The 14,296-nt window shown below is 68.3% G+C and carries 13 protein-coding genes; 8 read left to right on the forward strand and 5 right to left on the reverse strand.

The genetic code is table 11. The features are described 5' to 3' along the window. Positions 1 to 49 precede the first annotated feature (49 nt). Genes B4U45_RS25990 through B4U45_RS26000 form a run of 3 tightly spaced genes read right to left on the reverse strand, consistent with a single transcriptional unit; the run spans position 50 to position 3,523 of the window. Positions 50 to 625, reverse strand: coding sequence for a pyridoxamine 5'-phosphate oxidase family protein (locus B4U45_RS25990; protein ID WP_075546013.1), 576 nt, complete (start codon positions 623 to 625; stop codon positions 50 to 52). A gap of 31 nt (positions 626 to 656) precedes the next feature. After that, a complete protein-coding gene (locus B4U45_RS25995) occupies positions 657 to 2,135 on the reverse strand; it encodes a flavin-containing monooxygenase (RefSeq protein ID WP_075546014.1) in 1,479 nt (492 codons plus the stop codon). Beyond that, positions 2,132 to 3,523, reverse strand: coding sequence for a cytochrome P450 (locus B4U45_RS26000; RefSeq protein ID WP_075546015.1), 1,392 nt, complete (start codon positions 3,521 to 3,523; stop codon positions 2,132 to 2,134). The genes B4U45_RS25995 and B4U45_RS26000 overlap by 4 nt, the downstream gene beginning before the upstream one ends. Positions 3,524 to 3,598: 75 nt before the next feature. Between B4U45_RS26000 and B4U45_RS26005 the strand changes: the two genes are divergently transcribed. After that, the gene (locus tag B4U45_RS26005; protein WP_075546016.1) at positions 3,599 to 4,627 is read left to right on the forward strand and encodes an AraC family transcriptional regulator; all 1,029 of its coding nucleotides are present in this window, start codon (positions 3,599 to 3,601) and stop codon (positions 4,625 to 4,627) included. 10 nt (positions 4,628 to 4,637) lie between these two features. Here the strand turns inward: B4U45_RS26005 and B4U45_RS26010 are convergent, their stop codons facing one another. Continuing rightward, the gene (locus B4U45_RS26010) at positions 4,638 to 5,603 is read right to left on the reverse strand and encodes an alpha/beta hydrolase (RefSeq protein ID WP_075546017.1); all 966 of its coding nucleotides are present in this window, start codon (positions 5,601 to 5,603) and stop codon (positions 4,638 to 4,640) included. On the opposite strand from B4U45_RS26010, the gene B4U45_RS26015 reads away from it, so the two are divergent. The 3 genes from B4U45_RS26015 to B4U45_RS26025 all read left to right on the forward strand — a co-directional run bounded on the left by B4U45_RS26015 (position 5,602) and on the right by B4U45_RS26025 (position 9,103). Further along, entirely contained in the window at positions 5,602 to 6,339 is a 738-nt protein-coding gene (locus B4U45_RS26015) for a lysoplasmalogenase (RefSeq protein ID WP_075546018.1), read from the forward strand. The genes B4U45_RS26010 and B4U45_RS26015 overlap by 2 nt on opposite strands. A 77-nt stretch (positions 6,340 to 6,416) precedes the next feature. After that, a complete protein-coding gene (locus B4U45_RS26020) occupies positions 6,417 to 8,375 on the forward strand; it encodes a primosomal protein N' (RefSeq protein WP_075546215.1) in 1,959 nt (652 codons plus the stop codon). A gap of 242 nt (positions 8,376 to 8,617) precedes the next feature. Beyond that, positions 8,618 to 9,103 (forward strand): MarR family transcriptional regulator, encoded by a 486-nt coding sequence (locus B4U45_RS26025; protein WP_371687147.1) that lies wholly within the window; start codon positions 8,618 to 8,620, stop codon positions 9,101 to 9,103. A 67-nt stretch (positions 9,104 to 9,170) separates the two neighbouring features. Here B4U45_RS26025 and B4U45_RS26030 read toward each other — a convergent pair whose 3' ends face one another. Beyond that, positions 9,171 to 9,995, reverse strand: a complete 825-nt coding sequence (locus B4U45_RS26030) for a class I SAM-dependent methyltransferase (protein ID WP_083155813.1) — start codon at positions 9,993 to 9,995, stop codon at positions 9,171 to 9,173. A gap of 200 nt (positions 9,996 to 10,195) precedes the next feature. Between B4U45_RS26030 and fmt the strand changes: the two genes are divergently transcribed. The 4 genes from fmt to ribD are packed head-to-tail and all read left to right on the forward strand — an operon-like array spanning position 10,196 to position 14,295. Next, a complete protein-coding gene (gene fmt, locus B4U45_RS26035) occupies positions 10,196 to 11,134 on the forward strand; it encodes a methionyl-tRNA formyltransferase (protein WP_075546020.1) in 939 nt (312 codons plus the stop codon). Continuing rightward, a complete protein-coding gene (locus tag B4U45_RS26040; protein WP_075546021.1) occupies positions 11,131 to 12,525 on the forward strand; it encodes an RsmB/NOP family class I SAM-dependent RNA methyltransferase in 1,395 nt (464 codons plus the stop codon). Before fmt ends, B4U45_RS26040 begins: the two co-directional genes overlap by 4 nt. Positions 12,526 to 12,569: 44 nt before the next feature. After that, positions 12,570 to 13,268, forward strand: a complete 699-nt coding sequence (rpe, locus tag B4U45_RS26045; RefSeq protein WP_089025276.1) for a ribulose-phosphate 3-epimerase — start codon at positions 12,570 to 12,572, stop codon at positions 13,266 to 13,268. A 7-nt stretch (positions 13,269 to 13,275) separates the two neighbouring features. Continuing rightward, a complete protein-coding gene (gene ribD, locus B4U45_RS26050) occupies positions 13,276 to 14,295 on the forward strand; it encodes a bifunctional diaminohydroxyphosphoribosylaminopyrimidine deaminase/5-amino-6-(5-phosphoribosylamino)uracil reductase RibD (protein ID WP_075546218.1) in 1,020 nt (339 codons plus the stop codon). The last annotated feature ends 1 nt before the right edge of the window (position 14,296 follow it).

Here is a 14,296-nt window from a genome sequence, read left to right on the forward strand (position 1 = left end):
GCGGGGGGCTCCCGCGTGCGATTCCGTGTCTGCTCGCGAGCCGGGGGCGTCAGCTTTCGGCGCAGGGCGGCATCGGGTGGTCGGGCTCCAACCCGCGCAGGCCGTCGATGCTGTGCTGATTGCGCTCGACCAGGCGGACGTAGGTTTCCTCGGATGCCTTGGCGAGATGGGCGTCGAGCACCGGCCGTTCGTCGACTAGCTCGTAGTAGGGCACCGCGAAACCGCACGCATCGGCGATCCGGTCGATGTCGACGACGACGGCGGCCCGGGTTCCGGGGTGCAGAGCCTTGAAATGCGTTCGTAGGCTGTCGAATTCGGCGTCATCGGGGCGTACCACTCGTCCGGTGCCGAACAGTCGCAGGATCCGCGAATTGCGGGTGAACGAGCAGAACATGATGGTGATCCGGCCGTTGTCACGCAGGTGGGCGATTGTCTCGGTGCCGCTGCCGAACAAGTCGAGATAGGCGAAGGTGTGGTCGTCGAGCACCGCGAAGGTGTCCCGATACCCCTTGGGGGAGAGGTTGACTCGACCGCCGTCCGAGGGCGCGGTGGCAACGAAGAACATCGCCTGGTTGCCGATGAACTCCCGCAGCGATTCGTCGATGTGGGAGAACACCTTCGCCATAGACATCGAGCCTACGCGAGCACCGGTGAAGCTAACTGGTGAAGCGGTAGTCGTCGAGATCGAAGCGGCGACTGCGCCAGTAGGCCTGCATGGTCGTCGTCGGGCGCAACGGCACGTCGCCGTTCTTGTCGAAGTAGTAGCTGTTGGCCAGCCGGCAGCTGTCCTGCCAGAAGACCTGGCGGTGCCGGCGGCGCATCACCTCGGCGAAATAGCGGGCGTTGGCTTCCTCGGTCACCTCCACACAGGTCGCGGAGTCTCGTCGGGCCCGCTTGAGGCAGCGCAGGATGTGGTGGGTCTGCGCCTCGATCAGCGCGAAATACGACGAGCCGACATAGCCGTAGGGGCCGAACACCGTGAAGAAGTTCGGGTAACCCGGAACACTGACACCCTCGTAGGCCTGAGTCCGGTGTTCGTCCCAGAACCGGCTCAGGGACTGGCCGCCGCGCCCCATCACCGGATAGGTGAGCACGTCGTCGGTGTCGAGCACCTTGAAGCCGGTCGCCAGGATCAGCACGTCGATCTCGTGGTCGGCGCCGTCGGTGGTGGCGACCGCCGTCGGGGTGATCTTGTCGATCGGCTCGGTGACCAACTGGATGTTGTCGCGGTTGAAGGTGGACAGGTAGCTGTTGTGGAAGCCCGGCCGTTTGCAGCCCACCGCGTAACGCGGCGTGAGTTGGTCGCGTACCACCGGGTCTTCGACTTGCTGGCGCAGATACCGCCGTCCCAGTACCGCGCTCCATCGGGCCAGCGGAAACACCGTGAAGTAGTGCGCCGAGATCGGGAAGGTGGCTTCCACGAAGGCCTGGCTGAGCCACCGCTGGACAGCTTTGCCGCCGGGAATGCGCATCGCCCAGCGGGCCGCCGCCGGCAGCGGCACGTCGAACTTCGGGAAGCACCAGATTGGCGTTCGCTGAAAAACAGTGAGGTGCTTGACAATTGGTGCGATCTCCGGGATGACTTGGACCGCCGAAGCGCCGGTGCCGATGATCGCGACGCGCTTACCGGTCAAGTCTTGGCTGTGGTCCCATCGCGCGGTGTGCATGGTGATGCCGTCGAACGAGTCCACTCCGTCGATGTCGGGCAGTTTCGGTACGGTCAACACGCCGCTGGCGTTGATCACGAACCTGGCGGTCATCACACCACCGGGGTCTGTCTGGATTCGCCACAGCCGGTGCTCGTCGTCGTATTCGGCGGCCTGCACCTTGGTGTTGAACCGGATGCGGGACCGGATGGCGTATTTGTCGACGCAGTGTTCGGCGTATGCGCGAAGTTCGTGGCCGGGTGCGTAGGTGCGCGACCAGCGCGGGCTCTGCTCGAACGAGAATTGGTAGGAAAACGACGGAATATCCACGGCGATACCGGGATAGGTGTTCCAGTACCAGGTTCCACCGACTCCGTCGCCGGCTTCGATCAGCAGGTAATCGTGGAACCCGGCCCGGTCGAGCTCGATCGCCGCGCCGATCCCGGAGAATCCGGCGCCGACGATCAGTATCTGGTAGTCGGGCTTCATGAGCGCTCGCTTCCGACGAGGTGCAGCCCGTGCTTGGGTCGCAGGGTCAGCGTCGCCTCAAGTTCGACAGGGTAGTGCCGCTCGAGGTCAAAGGCAAAGCGCTGACTCATGATTGCCGCGGTCAATACCATTTCCATCAGGGCGAAGCTCTGTCCGATGCAGATGCGCCGGCCCCCTCCGAACGGCAAATAGGCCGAGCGGGGACGGTCCTTGGCTCCGAGGCCGAGGAACCGTTCGGGATCGAATTTCTCCGGGTCGGGCCACCAGCGCGGGTCGTGGTGGATGTGGTGGATCGGGATGACGACGGTGGTTCCGCGGCGGATGTGGTGCCCGCCGATGACGTCGTCCGCGACGGCCTTGCGGGCCAGCACCCACACCGAGGAGAAGTAGCGCTGCGATTCCTGCAAGCAGGCCGTCGTCCACGGCAGCTTGCCCAGGTCGTCGGCGGTCGGGCGGCTGGTCCCCAGCGCGTCGTCAACCTCGGCGATCATCCGCTCGCGGGCATCGGGGTGCAGCGCCATCAGATACCAGAACCACGACATGGCGTTCGCGGTGGTTTCGTGGCCGGCGAGCATGAACGTCAGCGCCTCGTCTCGGACCCGCTGGCGCGGCCAGTTTCCGTCGTCGGCGTGCAGCAGCACGTTGAGCAGGTCTTCGGAGTGGGTCGGATGGGCCAGCCGGTCGTCGATCACCGCGTTGACCGCGGCGTCCAGCGCCAGCGTGATGTCCTGCATCTCCCGTAACGGCGGCGGCAGGTGGACGCCGGAGAATGTGCACCAGATCAGTGCGTCGTAGACGGGGCGTGGCATCAGCCCCCACAGGCCCAGTCGCTCCAGCTTCTCGGCCCGGCGCAGCCCGCGGGTAGCCAGATCGTTCATGCTGTGGACCAGCGGCCCGAAATCCTGGCTGAACAGGGCATTGGCGACCACCCGCAGGGTTGCCCGGACCATCGTCTCGTGCATGTCGAACGGCCTGGCGGGCACGAGGGTAGCGGTGACGTCTTCGATCGGGTCGATCATCAGGTCGACGAGGCCGGTGAGGTGACGCCGGGCGAACGTCGGGTTCAGCACGCCGCGATGCGCGGCCCATGAGTCGCCCTCGTCGGTGAGCAGATTGATGCCTGCGGCCGCGCGGATCGGCTCGTATTCGTCGGACTTGACGTATTTCAGCCGCGCCTCGTGTAACACGTGGTCGATATAGCCGGGATGCGTGATGGAAACGAAACGTCTTCCACCACAACGAAATCGGACGATATCGCGGCCGCGTACCCGGCCCAGGAATCCGTCGCCGGCATCGAATCCGACGGTGAGGGCCTCCCGCGTCATCGTCCAGGTGCTCAGGCGTCTGGCTGGTCTATTCGAGGGTCGCTCGGCGATCACACTGGCCATGGGGTCACTGTATGGGCGACGTCGGCCGCCGGTAATGAGACTATGGGACAAACAGTTGGGAATTTAGGACAGGTCATGGAACACGTGCAAGCCGAGGTGAGTCACGGGGTCTATGCGACCCGGGTACTGTGCGAGGTGGCCAACGAACACGGGGTCTCCACCAGCGATGTGCTTGCCGGCACCGCGATCGGCCCGGCGGATCTCGATGATCCCGATGCCGTCATCAGTGCCGGCGACGAGATCCTTGCCGTCCGCCGATTGCTGGCCCGGTTGCCGGACTCCGCCGGGATCGGCGTCGACGTGGGCAGCCGGTTCATGCTCACCCACTTGGGGTTGTTCGGTTTTGCGGTGATGTCTTGTGCCACCTTGCGCGAACTCTTCAGTATCGCGATGCGCTACTTCGCGCTGACGATGTTGCACATCGACGTCCGGTTGTTCGAAACGGCCGGAGACTGTTTGCTCGAGCTGGACGCCGGTCACCTGCCGGCCGACGTGCGGCGGTTTTTCATCGAACGTGATATCGCCGGAATACTAGCCACCACAACAAGTTTCGCATTGCCGGTGGCGGCCAAGTATGCGGAGCAGGTGTCGGCGGAAGTGGCGGTCGACGAGTGGTTGCTGCGGCCGCTGCTCGAACTGGTGCCGATTCATCACGTCGCGTTCGGCCGGGCCCACAACAGGTTGCACTTCCCGCGTGCCATGTTCGACGAGCCGTTGCCGCAAGCAGATCGGCACACCCTGGAAGTGTGTATGGCGCAGTGTGACGTGCTGATGCAGCGCAATGAGCAACGCCGGGGCATCACTGCGCTGGTGCGCACCAAGTTGTTTCGTGATTCCGGACTGTTTCCGACACTGCCCGACGTCGCGGCCGAGCTCGGCCTGCATCCGCGCACACTGCGGCGCCGGCTTGCCGAGGAGGGCACGTCGTTTCGCGCCTTGCGCAACGAGGCACGGTCCACCGTGGCCGTCGACTTGTTGTGCACTGTCGGCCTGACCACCGAAGAGGTGTCGCGGCGGCTGGGCTATACCGAGGTCTCGACGTTTTCGCACGCCTTCAAGCGGTGGTACGGCGTGGCGCCCAGCGCGTATCCACAGCGAAGCTAGGACGCGGCAGCTAAGCGTGCAACGCCTGCTTCAGCGCCGCCAGCCCGCGATCCATCGCGGCAGTGGCCGCCGGCACCACACCGGCGTAGCCGACGTAGCCGTGCACCATCGTCTCGGCGTTGTGCACCTCGACGGGCACGCCGGCGGCGTTCAGCAGCTCGCCGTAGCGGATGCCGTCGTCACGCAGCGGGTCGTATCCGGCGACGCCGATGTAGGCCGGTGGCAGCCCGGTCAGGTTCTCCGCCCGGCCCGGCGCCATTCCCGCCGGCGGGTCGGACAAGTCGATTCCGCCTGCGTACCAACGAGAGAACGCGGCCACCGCCTTGGCGTCCAGGATCTGCGCGGTGGCATTCTCGGTGAACGACGGCAGCGACTGATCCCACATCGTGGAGGGATACCACAACAGCTGGAAAGCCAGGTTCGGTCCGGCATTGTCACGAGCTTGCTGAGCCATCACCGCGGCGAGGGTGCCGCCAGCTGAATCGCCGGCGACCGCCAGCCGGGTGCTGTCGGCACCGATGTCGGCAGCCCGTTCGGCGGCCCATAACGTTGCGGCCCAGGCGTCTTCGACGGCGGCGGGATAGGGATGCTCGGGCGCCAGCCGGTAGTCGACCGACACGATCACCGCGCCGGCACCCACGGCATGGTGACGGCAGGTGCCGTCATGGGTGTCGAGATCACCCATCACGAAACCGCCACCATGGAAGTACAGCACCACCGGCGGGGCACTGCCTTGAGCGGCATCGGTTGGTGGCCAATAGATCCGGATGCCGATGCCGCCGGCTGGCCCGTCGATCGACCGGTCTTCGACGCGTAGGTCGGGGTGCACCGGCCGGCGCGGCAAATCGCGCATCCGCTGGCGCATGGCGTCGATTCCGTCGTCGGTCGATAGCCGAAAGGGAACCGCATCCAGTACCTTCAGCAAGATGGAGTCGAGAGCGGGTCGTTCGTCGGCGGTCTGGTCCAAGCTAGGCATGCAGGTACCGTACGCATCTCGTCTGGTGGCCGGTGCTTGGGTGGTGGCTGGGTGGGCCGGTCTGGCTTACGGCGTGTACTTGACCGTGATTGCGGTGAGCCGCCCGCCTGGCACCGAGTTGACCGGACACTGGATTCTGCAGCCGCCGTTCAAGGCGTCGATGGCGGTGCTGCTGGCGCTGGCGGCGGTTGCCCACCCGATTGCGCGTGAGCGGCGGTGGCTGGTGCCGGCACTGCTGTTCTCTGCCGCCGGTGACTGGCTGTTGGCTATCCCTTGGTGGACACAGTCATTCGTCTTCGGGCTCGGTTCATTCCTGTTGGCGCACCTGTGTTTTCTGGGCGCAATGCTGCCCCTGGCGATGGGGCGGGCCCCGTCGCGCGCGCGCCTGGCCCCGGTGGTGCTGATGTGTCTGGGGGCGATATCGCTGTTGGTCTGGTTCTGGCCGCACCTGGGCCAGGAGAAGCTGACGGTTCCGGTGACCGTCTACATCCTGGCGCTGACGGCGATGGTGTGCACCGCTTTTCTGGCGCGCCTGCCGACGATCTGGACGGCCGTCGGGGCGCTGAGTTTCGCGGTATCGGATTCGATGATCGCGATCAGCCGATTCGTCTTGGGCAACGAAGCGCTGGCGGTCCCGATCTGGTGGTCGTACGCCGCCGCGGAAATCCTGATCACCGCCGGGTTCTTCTTCGGGCGGGAAATCCGGCCCGGCGCAGCTGCGTCCGCAGACCGCTAAGCGGATTGTCCAGCAACGTATCTCGCGGTTTCGACCGGACCCCCATCCAGGTCGAGCCGATCGCTCGAATCCTGCCGATGCTGTCGGTGCCGCACCTGGATCGCGAATTCGACTATTTGGTGTCCGCCGAGCAGTCCGACGATGCCCAGCCGGGGGTGCGGGTGCGGGTGCGGTTTCACGGCCGGCTGGTCGACGGGTTCGTGCTGGAGCGCCGCAACGACACCGACCACCAGGGCAAGCTGGGCTGGCTGGACCGGGTGGTGTCGGCCGAACCGGTGCTCACCCCGGAAATCCGCCGGTTGGTCGATGCGGTGGCCGCCCGTTATGCCGGCACCCGGGCCGACGTGTTGCGGCTGGCGATTCCGGCCCGGCACGCAAGGGTGGAACGGGAACCCGGACTGATCGCCGACCGGCCCGATGTCGACCCGGTCGACCCGTCGGAGTGGCAGGTGTACGGCCGCGGCGGCCAGTTCCTGGCCGCTCTCGCCCAGGCTCGGGCCGCGCGCGCGGTCTGGCAGGCGTTGCCGGGGGAGCGGTGGGCGGATCGCTTCGCCGAGGCCGCCGCGCAGACGGTGCGCGCCGGCCGCGCGGTTCTGGGAATAGTGCCTGATCAGCGCGATCTGGACACGTTGTGGCAGGCCGCGACGGCCCGGATCGACGAGCCCAGCGTGGTGGCGTTGTCGGCCGGCCTGGGACCGGCCGCCCGCTACCGCAGGTGGCTGGCCGCGCTGCGGGGCAGCGCGCGGCTGGTGATCGGCACCCGCAGCGCGGTGTTCGCGCCGCTGAGCGACCTGGGGTTGGTCATGGTCTGGGCCGACGGCGACGACAGCCTGGCCGAGCCGCGGGCACCATATCCCCATGCTCGGGAGGTGGCGATGTTGCGCGCCCATCAGGCCAGGTGCGCGGCGCTGATCGGCGGCTACGCGCGAACCGCCGAAGCCCACGCGCTGGTGCGCAGCGGCTGGGCCCACGACATCGTCGCGGCCCGGCCGGTGGTGCGCGCGCGCAGCCCGCGCGTCGTCGCCCTCGACGACACTGGGTACGCCGAGGAACACGACCCGGCCGCTCGTACCGCCCGACTGCCATCCATTGCGCTGCGCGCCGCCCGCTCGGCACTGGCGGCGGCAACGCCGGTCCTGGTTCAGGTCCCCCGCCGCGGCTATGTGCCGTCACTGGCCTGCGGGCGTTGCCGGGCGATCACCCGCTGCCGGCACTGCACCGGCCCGTTGTCGCTGCAGGAGCGTGGCGGGTCGGGCGCTGTGTGCCGCTGGTGCGGCCGCGCCGAGCCGGCGCTGCGCTGCACGCGTTGCGGATCGGATGCGGTGCGCGCCGTGGTGGTCGGGGCCCGGCGCACTGCCGAAGAACTCGGCCGGGCGTTCCCGGGTACGGCGGTGATCACCTCGTCGGGCGATGCCGTCGTCCCCGAGGTGGCCGCCCGCCCGGCGTTGGTGGTCGCGACCCCCGGAGCCGAACCCCGGGCGTCCGGTGGATACGGGGCGGCGTTGCTGCTGGACACCTGGGCGCTGCTGGGGCGACAGGACCTGCGCGCCGCCGAGGACGCGCTCTGGCGCTGGATGGCGGCGGCGGCGCTGGTGCGGTCTCGGGCTGACGGCGGCGTGGTGATGGTGGTCGCCGAATCAGCCATTCCGACGGTGCAATCCCTGATTCGCTGGGACCCGGTTGGCCACGCCGAGGCCGAGCTGATGGCCCGCAGCGAAGTGGGGTTGCCGCCGAGCGTGCACATCGCTGCGCTCGACGGCACCGCCGCGGCGGTCATGGCGTTGCTTGACCAGGCCGGGCTGCCCGACCCGGAATGCTTGCAAGCGGAGTTGCTCGGCCCGGTCGATCTGCCGCCCGGCGTGCGCCGACCGGCCGGCATCCCCGCCGCAGCGCCCGCCATCAGGATGTTGGTGCGGGTTCGCCGCGACCACGGCCTGGAACTGGCAGCCTGCCTGCGGCGCGCGGTCTCGGTGCTCAGCGCGCGTCAAACCCACGAGCCGGTGCGGGTGCAGATCGACCCGCTGCATATCGGTTAGTCCTCGGTTAGCGGCTGAGTTCGCTGGATCTCCTGCCGACACCTCCTGCCAACGCACAGCCGACAGAGCGACGTCGTCGGCGAGGAGGTTTCGGCAACCGAATCCGATCATGCCCGGAAGAAAATATGCATCTGATCAATAATCCATGTCTACGACTATCGGACGCTGTTAGACTCATTTTGCTGCAGCCCGTGTAAGAGCGACGACGAAGTTGACGACCCGGTGGACCGGGGAAGGGGGCCATGATGTCCACGGAAAACGCGACGGCAGCTGAGGAGTCGGTGGATGCGATCACCGATTCGCTACTGACGGCGTCCCGGTTGCTGGTAGCCATCTCGGCTCATTCCATCGCACAGATCGATGAGACGATCACCATCCCGCAGTTCCGGACCCTGGTGATTCTGTCCAATCGAGGTCCGATCAACTTGGCCACCCTGGCGACCCTGCTGGGCGTGCAGCCGTCGGCGACCGGCCGCATGGTCGACCGGCTGGTCGGCGCGGGGATGATCGACCGTCAGCCGCACCCGAACTCCCGGCGCGAACTACTGGCCGTGCTGACCAAGCGGGGCCGGGATCTGGTCCGCCGGGTCACCGCGCTTCGGCGCGCCGAGATCGCCCGCATCGTCGAGCAGATGCCGCAGGCGGAACGCCACGGGTTGGTGCGTGCCCTGACGGCGTTTACCGCCGCCGGCGGCGAACCCGACGCGCACGTCGACATGGAGCTATAGCACGCCGCAGTACCGTGGCGGGCCGGCCGCCCGGGCGGCCGATGGCCCGTCACGGCCGTGACCCGACTCAGATCTTGACCGCGGTGCCGATCAAGACCTCCCAATCCATGACGCCGCCGGTCAGATACTCCGCGGCCAGCTCGACCAGCTGGGCGTCGAGTTCGGCGGCCAGTACCGCGTTGTCGCCAATGTTGGCGTAGGCCTCGATCGTCGGGCCGTAGTGAGTCTTGAAATAGTCGTGGACGTCCTGCGCGGTGCCGAACCGCGTGACCTTCAACGGCTCGCGACGCGTCTTGACATCGGTGACTCGATCACCCAGCAGGCCGCGGAAGTAGTTTTCCCGGCCCCACAGGGCCGACGGGGGTAACGCCGCCGACAGGCTCGGCCGATACGGCCGAATGGCGGCCAGCATCCGGCCGAAGAAGCCTTCCGGGGTCCAGCTGATCACGCCGATGGTTCCGCCCGGCTTGCAGACCCGGACCAACTCGTCGGCCGAGCACTGGTGATCCGGAGCGAACATGACGCCGATCGCCGAGATCACGGCGTCGAACTCGTCCTCGGCGAACGGCAGGGCTTGCGCGTTGGCTTCCTGGTACTGAAGGGTCAGCCCCAACTCCGCGGCGCGTGCCTGGGACCGCTGCAGCAGCTCCGGGGTGAGATCGGTGGAAACGACGGTGGCACCGGCCTTGGCCGCCGGCAGCGAGATGTTGCCGGAACCCGCCGCGACGTCGAGCACCCGCACACCTGGCCCGATGCCCGCGGTAGCGACCAGGATCGGGCCGAGCGGGGCCATCACCTGCTCGGCCATCAGGGCATAGTCACCGAGGGCCCACATCGCGCGGTGCGTGGCCGCGAGCGTCGCGTCTTCGCTGATCGGAGTGTCGATAGTCATGGAGAGCTCCTTTGGGGGAAGGGGAAGGGCTGGGTTACTTCGACCTCGTCGTCGCTGGCGCGGTGGGAAACTCGCGGGACAGATCATTTCTGTAGGACATAGTATGCATTAGCAAGGTTATAACTGGCTGAGAATTTGGCGGGTCCGGATTGTGGCCCGCGACACGTTGGTGCAGCTGGCCGGCTACCTAGACTGTTGCGGTGCGCATCGTTTTCGCGGGCACGCCCGAACCCGCGCTGCCGGCACTGCGTCGCCTCATCGACTCACCCCGTCACGAGGTGGTCGCGGTGCTGACCCGGCCCGACGCCGCATCCGGGCGGCGAGGCAGGCCGGAGCCGTCACCGGTGGGCCGCGAGGCACTCGATCGCGGCATACCGGTGCTGAGGCCGTCGCGGCCCAACTCGCCGGAGTTCGTCGCCGAACTATCCGAGGTGGCGCCGCAGTGCTGCGCGGTGGTCGCCTACGGGGCGCTGCTGGGCGACGCGCTGCTGGCGATTCCACCGCGCGGCTGGGTCAACCTGCACTTCTCGCTGCTGCCCGCCTGGCGCGGCGCGGCGCCGGTGCAGGCCGCGATTGCCGCCGGCGACACCATTACCGGCGCCACGACCTTCCAGATCGAGCCCAGTCTGGACTCCGGCCCCGTCTACGGTGTGGTCACCGAGGCCATTCGGCCGACCGACACCGCTGGCGATCTGCTTGAGCGACTTGCCGTTTCGGGTGCTAACCTGCTGTCTGCCACACTGGACGGCATCGCCGACCAGACGCTGACCCCGCGACCACAGCCTGCCGACGGAGTCAGCCTGGCGCCGAAGATCACGGTGGAGCAGGCGCGGGTGCGCTGGGAACTTCCGGCGGCGGTCGTCGAACGCCGAATCCGTGCCGTCACGCCCAACCCGGGCGCCTGGACGCTCATCGGCGACCTGCGGGTCAAGCTCGGACCGGTACACCTCGACGGCGCGCCGAAACCTCCAGAACCGTTACCACCCGGCGCTATACGCGCAGACCGCACCAGCGTGTGGATCGGCACCGGCTCGCAACCGGTGCGGCTGGGCCAGATTCAGCCACCCGGCAAGAAGCCGATGCAGGCGGCCGACTGGGCGCGCGGTGCCCGGCTCGACCCCGGCGTGCGGGCCTCATGACCGCGAGGCCCCAACGTTCCCGGACCGGCGAACGAGGCCGGCGCCGCCGGCCACTGGACCCGGCACGCGCCGCGGCGTTCGACGCACTGCGCGCGGTAACCAGCCGGGACGCCTACGCAAACCTGGCGCTGCCGGCGCTGCTACGGGAACGCGGCATCACCGGCCGCGACGCCGCCTTCGCCACCGAGCTGACCTACGGCACCTGCCGGACCAGGGGGTTGCTGGACGCGGTCATCGGTGCGGCAGCCGGACGCGCACCGGAGGCGATCGACCCGGTCCTGCTCGATCTGCTACGGCTGGGCGCCTATCAGCTGCTGCGCACTCGAGTCGGCACTCACGCCGCGGTGTCCACCACCGTCGACCAGGCGGGCATCGAATTCGATTCTGCCCGAGCAGGATTCGTCAACGGTGTGCTGCGAACCATCGCCGGCCGCGACGAGCGGAGCTGGGTGGACGAGCTGGCTCCCGACCCACATAGCGACCCGATCGGACACGCCGCCTTCGTGCATGCCCACCCACGGTGGATCGCTCAGGCATTCGCCGACGCCCTGGGCGCAGCGGCCGCGGAGCTCGAAGCGGTGTTGGCCAGTGACGACGAACGCCCGCAAGTGCACCTGGCGGCTCGCCCCGGGGTGCTGACCGCCGCCGAACTTGCCGCCGCGGTGGGCGGCGCCGTCGGCCGGTACTCGCCGTACGCGGTGTGCCTGCCCGGCGGCGACCCGGCGCAGCTGGCACCGGTGCGTGACGGTCAGGCCCTGGTCCAGGACGAGGGCAGCCAGCTGGTGGCGCGGGCGCTGACGCTGGCTCCCGTCGACGACGACCGCGGCCGGTGGCTTGATCTGTGCGCCGGACCAGGGGGTAAGACCGCGTTGCTGGCGGCGCTTGGCGTGCCGTCAGGGGCCGCGGTGACCGCCGTGGAGCCGTCACCGCAGCGCGCCGGCCTGGTGAGGGCCAACACCGCCGGGCTGCCGGTTGAGGTTGTGCAGGCCGACGGTCGGCACAGCGGGCTCGACCCCGGCTTCGACCGGGTGCTGGTCGATGTCCCGTGCACCGGGCTGGGCGCATTGCGCCGCCGTCCGGAGGCGCGCTGGCGGCGGCAACCGGCGGACGTGCCCGCGCTGGCCAGGCTGCAACGTGAGCTGCTGGCTGCCGCGATTGCGCTGGTCCGGCCGGGTGGCGTGGTGCTCTACGCGACCTGCTCACCGCATCTCGCCGAAACCGTGGGGGTGGTGGCGGACGCCCTGCGTCGGCATCCGGTGGCTGCGATGGACACCCGGCCGTTGTTCGAACCCGTCACCGAAGGGCTCGGCGACGGACCGTACGTTCAGCTGTGGCCACACCGGCACGGCACCGACGCGATGTTCGCTGCCGCGCTGCAACGGCTCGCGTGACGCGCCGGTGCGGCGTCGCACGCCGCGCCGCCGGGCTCAGTAGTCTGTCGCTCATGTCTTGCAGCACGGGGGGGCCGATGATTGCGCCGTCGATCCTGGCTGCCGATTTCGCCCGGCTCGCCGACGAAGCAGCCGCGGTGCACGGAGCCGACTGGCTGCATGTCGACGTGATGGACGGTCACTTCGTGCCGAACCTGACGATCGGCCTGCCGGTGGTGGAAAGCCTGCTGGCGGTAACCCGCATCCCGATGGATTGTCATCTGATGATCGAGAACCCGGACCGATGGGCTCCGCCCTACGCCGAAGCCGGCGCCCATAACGTCACGTTTCACGCCGAGGCCGCCGCCAATCCGGTCGGGGTGGCCCGCGACATCCGGGCAGCGGGCGCCAAAGCGGGTATCAGCGTGAAGCCGGGGACGCCGCTGGATCCGTATCTGGAGATGCTGCCGCACTTCGATACCCTGCTCGTCATGTCGGTGGAGCCCGGCTTCGGCGGCCAGAAGTTCATTCCCGAGGTGCTCAGTAAAGTGCGGACGGTACGCAAGATGGTCGATTCGGGGGAGTTGAAGATCCTGATCGAGATCGACGGCGGCGTTAACGCGGACACCATCGAGCAGGCGGCCGAGGCGGGTGTCGACTGCTTTGTCGCCGGATCGTCGGTGTACGGGGCAGATGACCCGGCAAGGGCGGTAGAGGCACTTCGGCAACGGGCCAGGGCCGCGTCACACCACCGTGGCCGGTGAGCAGCCGATGACTGTCGAGCAGGTCAAGAGCATCGAGGACGCCATGCGCCTCGCCATCGACCAGTCCTACCTGGTCAAGGGCTCGACGTATCCGAACCCTCCCGTCGGGGCGGTCATTGTGGACACCGAGGGCCGGGTGGTCGGCGTCGGTGGTACCCAGCCCACCGGCGGCGACCACGCCGAGGTGGTGGCGCTGCGCCGGGCCGGCGGTTTGGCCGCCGGCGCCATTGCGGTGGTCACCATGGAGCCCTGCAACCACTACGGCAAAACCCCACCATGCGTGAACGCGCTGATCGAAGCCCGGGTGGGCACGGTGATCTATGGCGTAGCGGACCCCAACGGCATCGCGGGGGGCGGTGCCGGGCGGCTGTCGGCAGCGGGCGTGCAAGTGCGCTCCGGGGTGTTGGCCGACCACGTGGCGGCCGGGCCGCTGCGCGAGTGGCTGCACAAGCAACGCACCGGGCTACCGCACGTGACGTGGAAGTACGCCACCAGCGTCGACGGCCGCAGCGCCGCCGCCGACGGCTCCAGCCAGTGGATTTCTAGCGAGGCCGCCCGCGCCGACCTGCATCGCCGGCGCGCGATCGCCGACGCGATCGTGGTCGGCACCGGCACCGTACTGGCCGACGACCCGGCCCTGACCGCCCGGCTGCCGGACGGGTCCCTGGCGGCAAAACAGCCGCTGCGGGTGGTGGTCGGCACCCGTGACATACCGTCGGAGGCAAAGGTTCTCAACGACGACGCACGGACCATGGTGCTGCGTACCCACGAGCCGGTGGAGGTGCTCAGGGCGCTGTTGGACTACACCGACGTCCTGCTGGAAGGCGGTCCCACGCTCGCCGGCGCCTTCTTGCGGTGTGGGGCGATCAGCCGCATCCTTGCCTATGTCGCGCCGATCCTGCTGGGCGGTCCGGTCACCGCGGTCGACGATGTGGGGGTGTCCAGCATCGCGCACGCGCTGCGGTGGCAATTCGACAGCGTCGAAAAGGTGGGACCGGATCTGTTGCTCAGCCTGATACCGCGTTAGC

Source organism: Mycobacterium persicum (assembly GCF_002086915.1).
In the GTDB taxonomy this organism is placed as follows: Bacteria; Actinomycetota; Actinomycetes; order Mycobacteriales; family Mycobacteriaceae; genus Mycobacterium; species Mycobacterium persicum.

Excerpts from the sequence above, each read along its gene's own strand:
- ribD (WP_075546218.1), top strand. The coding sequence starts at position 13,276 with ATGACTGTCGAGCAGGTCAAGAGCATCGAGGACGCCATGCGCCTCGCC.
- B4U45_RS26025 (WP_371687147.1), top strand. The coding sequence starts at position 8,618 with ATGATGTCCACGGAAAACGCGACGGCAGCTGAGGAGTCGGTGGATGCG.
- B4U45_RS25995 (WP_075546014.1), bottom strand. The coding sequence starts at position 2,135 with ATGAAGCCCGACTACCAGATACTGATCGTCGGCGCCGGATTCTCCGGG.
- B4U45_RS26010 (WP_075546017.1), bottom strand. The coding sequence starts at position 5,603 with ATGCCTAGCTTGGACCAGACCGCCGACGAACGACCCGCTCTCGACTCC.
- B4U45_RS26015 (WP_075546018.1), top strand. The coding sequence starts at position 5,602 with ATGCAGGTACCGTACGCATCTCGTCTGGTGGCCGGTGCTTGGGTGGTG.
- B4U45_RS25990 (WP_075546013.1), bottom strand. The coding sequence starts at position 625 with ATGGCGAAGGTGTTCTCCCACATCGACGAATCGCTGCGGGAGTTCATC.
- B4U45_RS26030 (WP_083155813.1), bottom strand. The coding sequence starts at position 9,995 with ATGACTATCGACACTCCGATCAGCGAAGACGCGACGCTCGCGGCCACG.
- B4U45_RS26005 (WP_075546016.1), top strand. The coding sequence starts at position 3,599 with ATGGAACACGTGCAAGCCGAGGTGAGTCACGGGGTCTATGCGACCCGG.
- B4U45_RS26020 (WP_075546215.1), top strand. The coding sequence starts at position 6,417 with ATGCTGTCGGTGCCGCACCTGGATCGCGAATTCGACTATTTGGTGTCC.
- B4U45_RS26000 (WP_075546015.1), bottom strand. The coding sequence starts at position 3,523 with ATGGCCAGTGTGATCGCCGAGCGACCCTCGAATAGACCAGCCAGACGC.
- B4U45_RS26040 (WP_075546021.1), top strand. The coding sequence starts at position 11,131 with ATGACCGCGAGGCCCCAACGTTCCCGGACCGGCGAACGAGGCCGGCGC.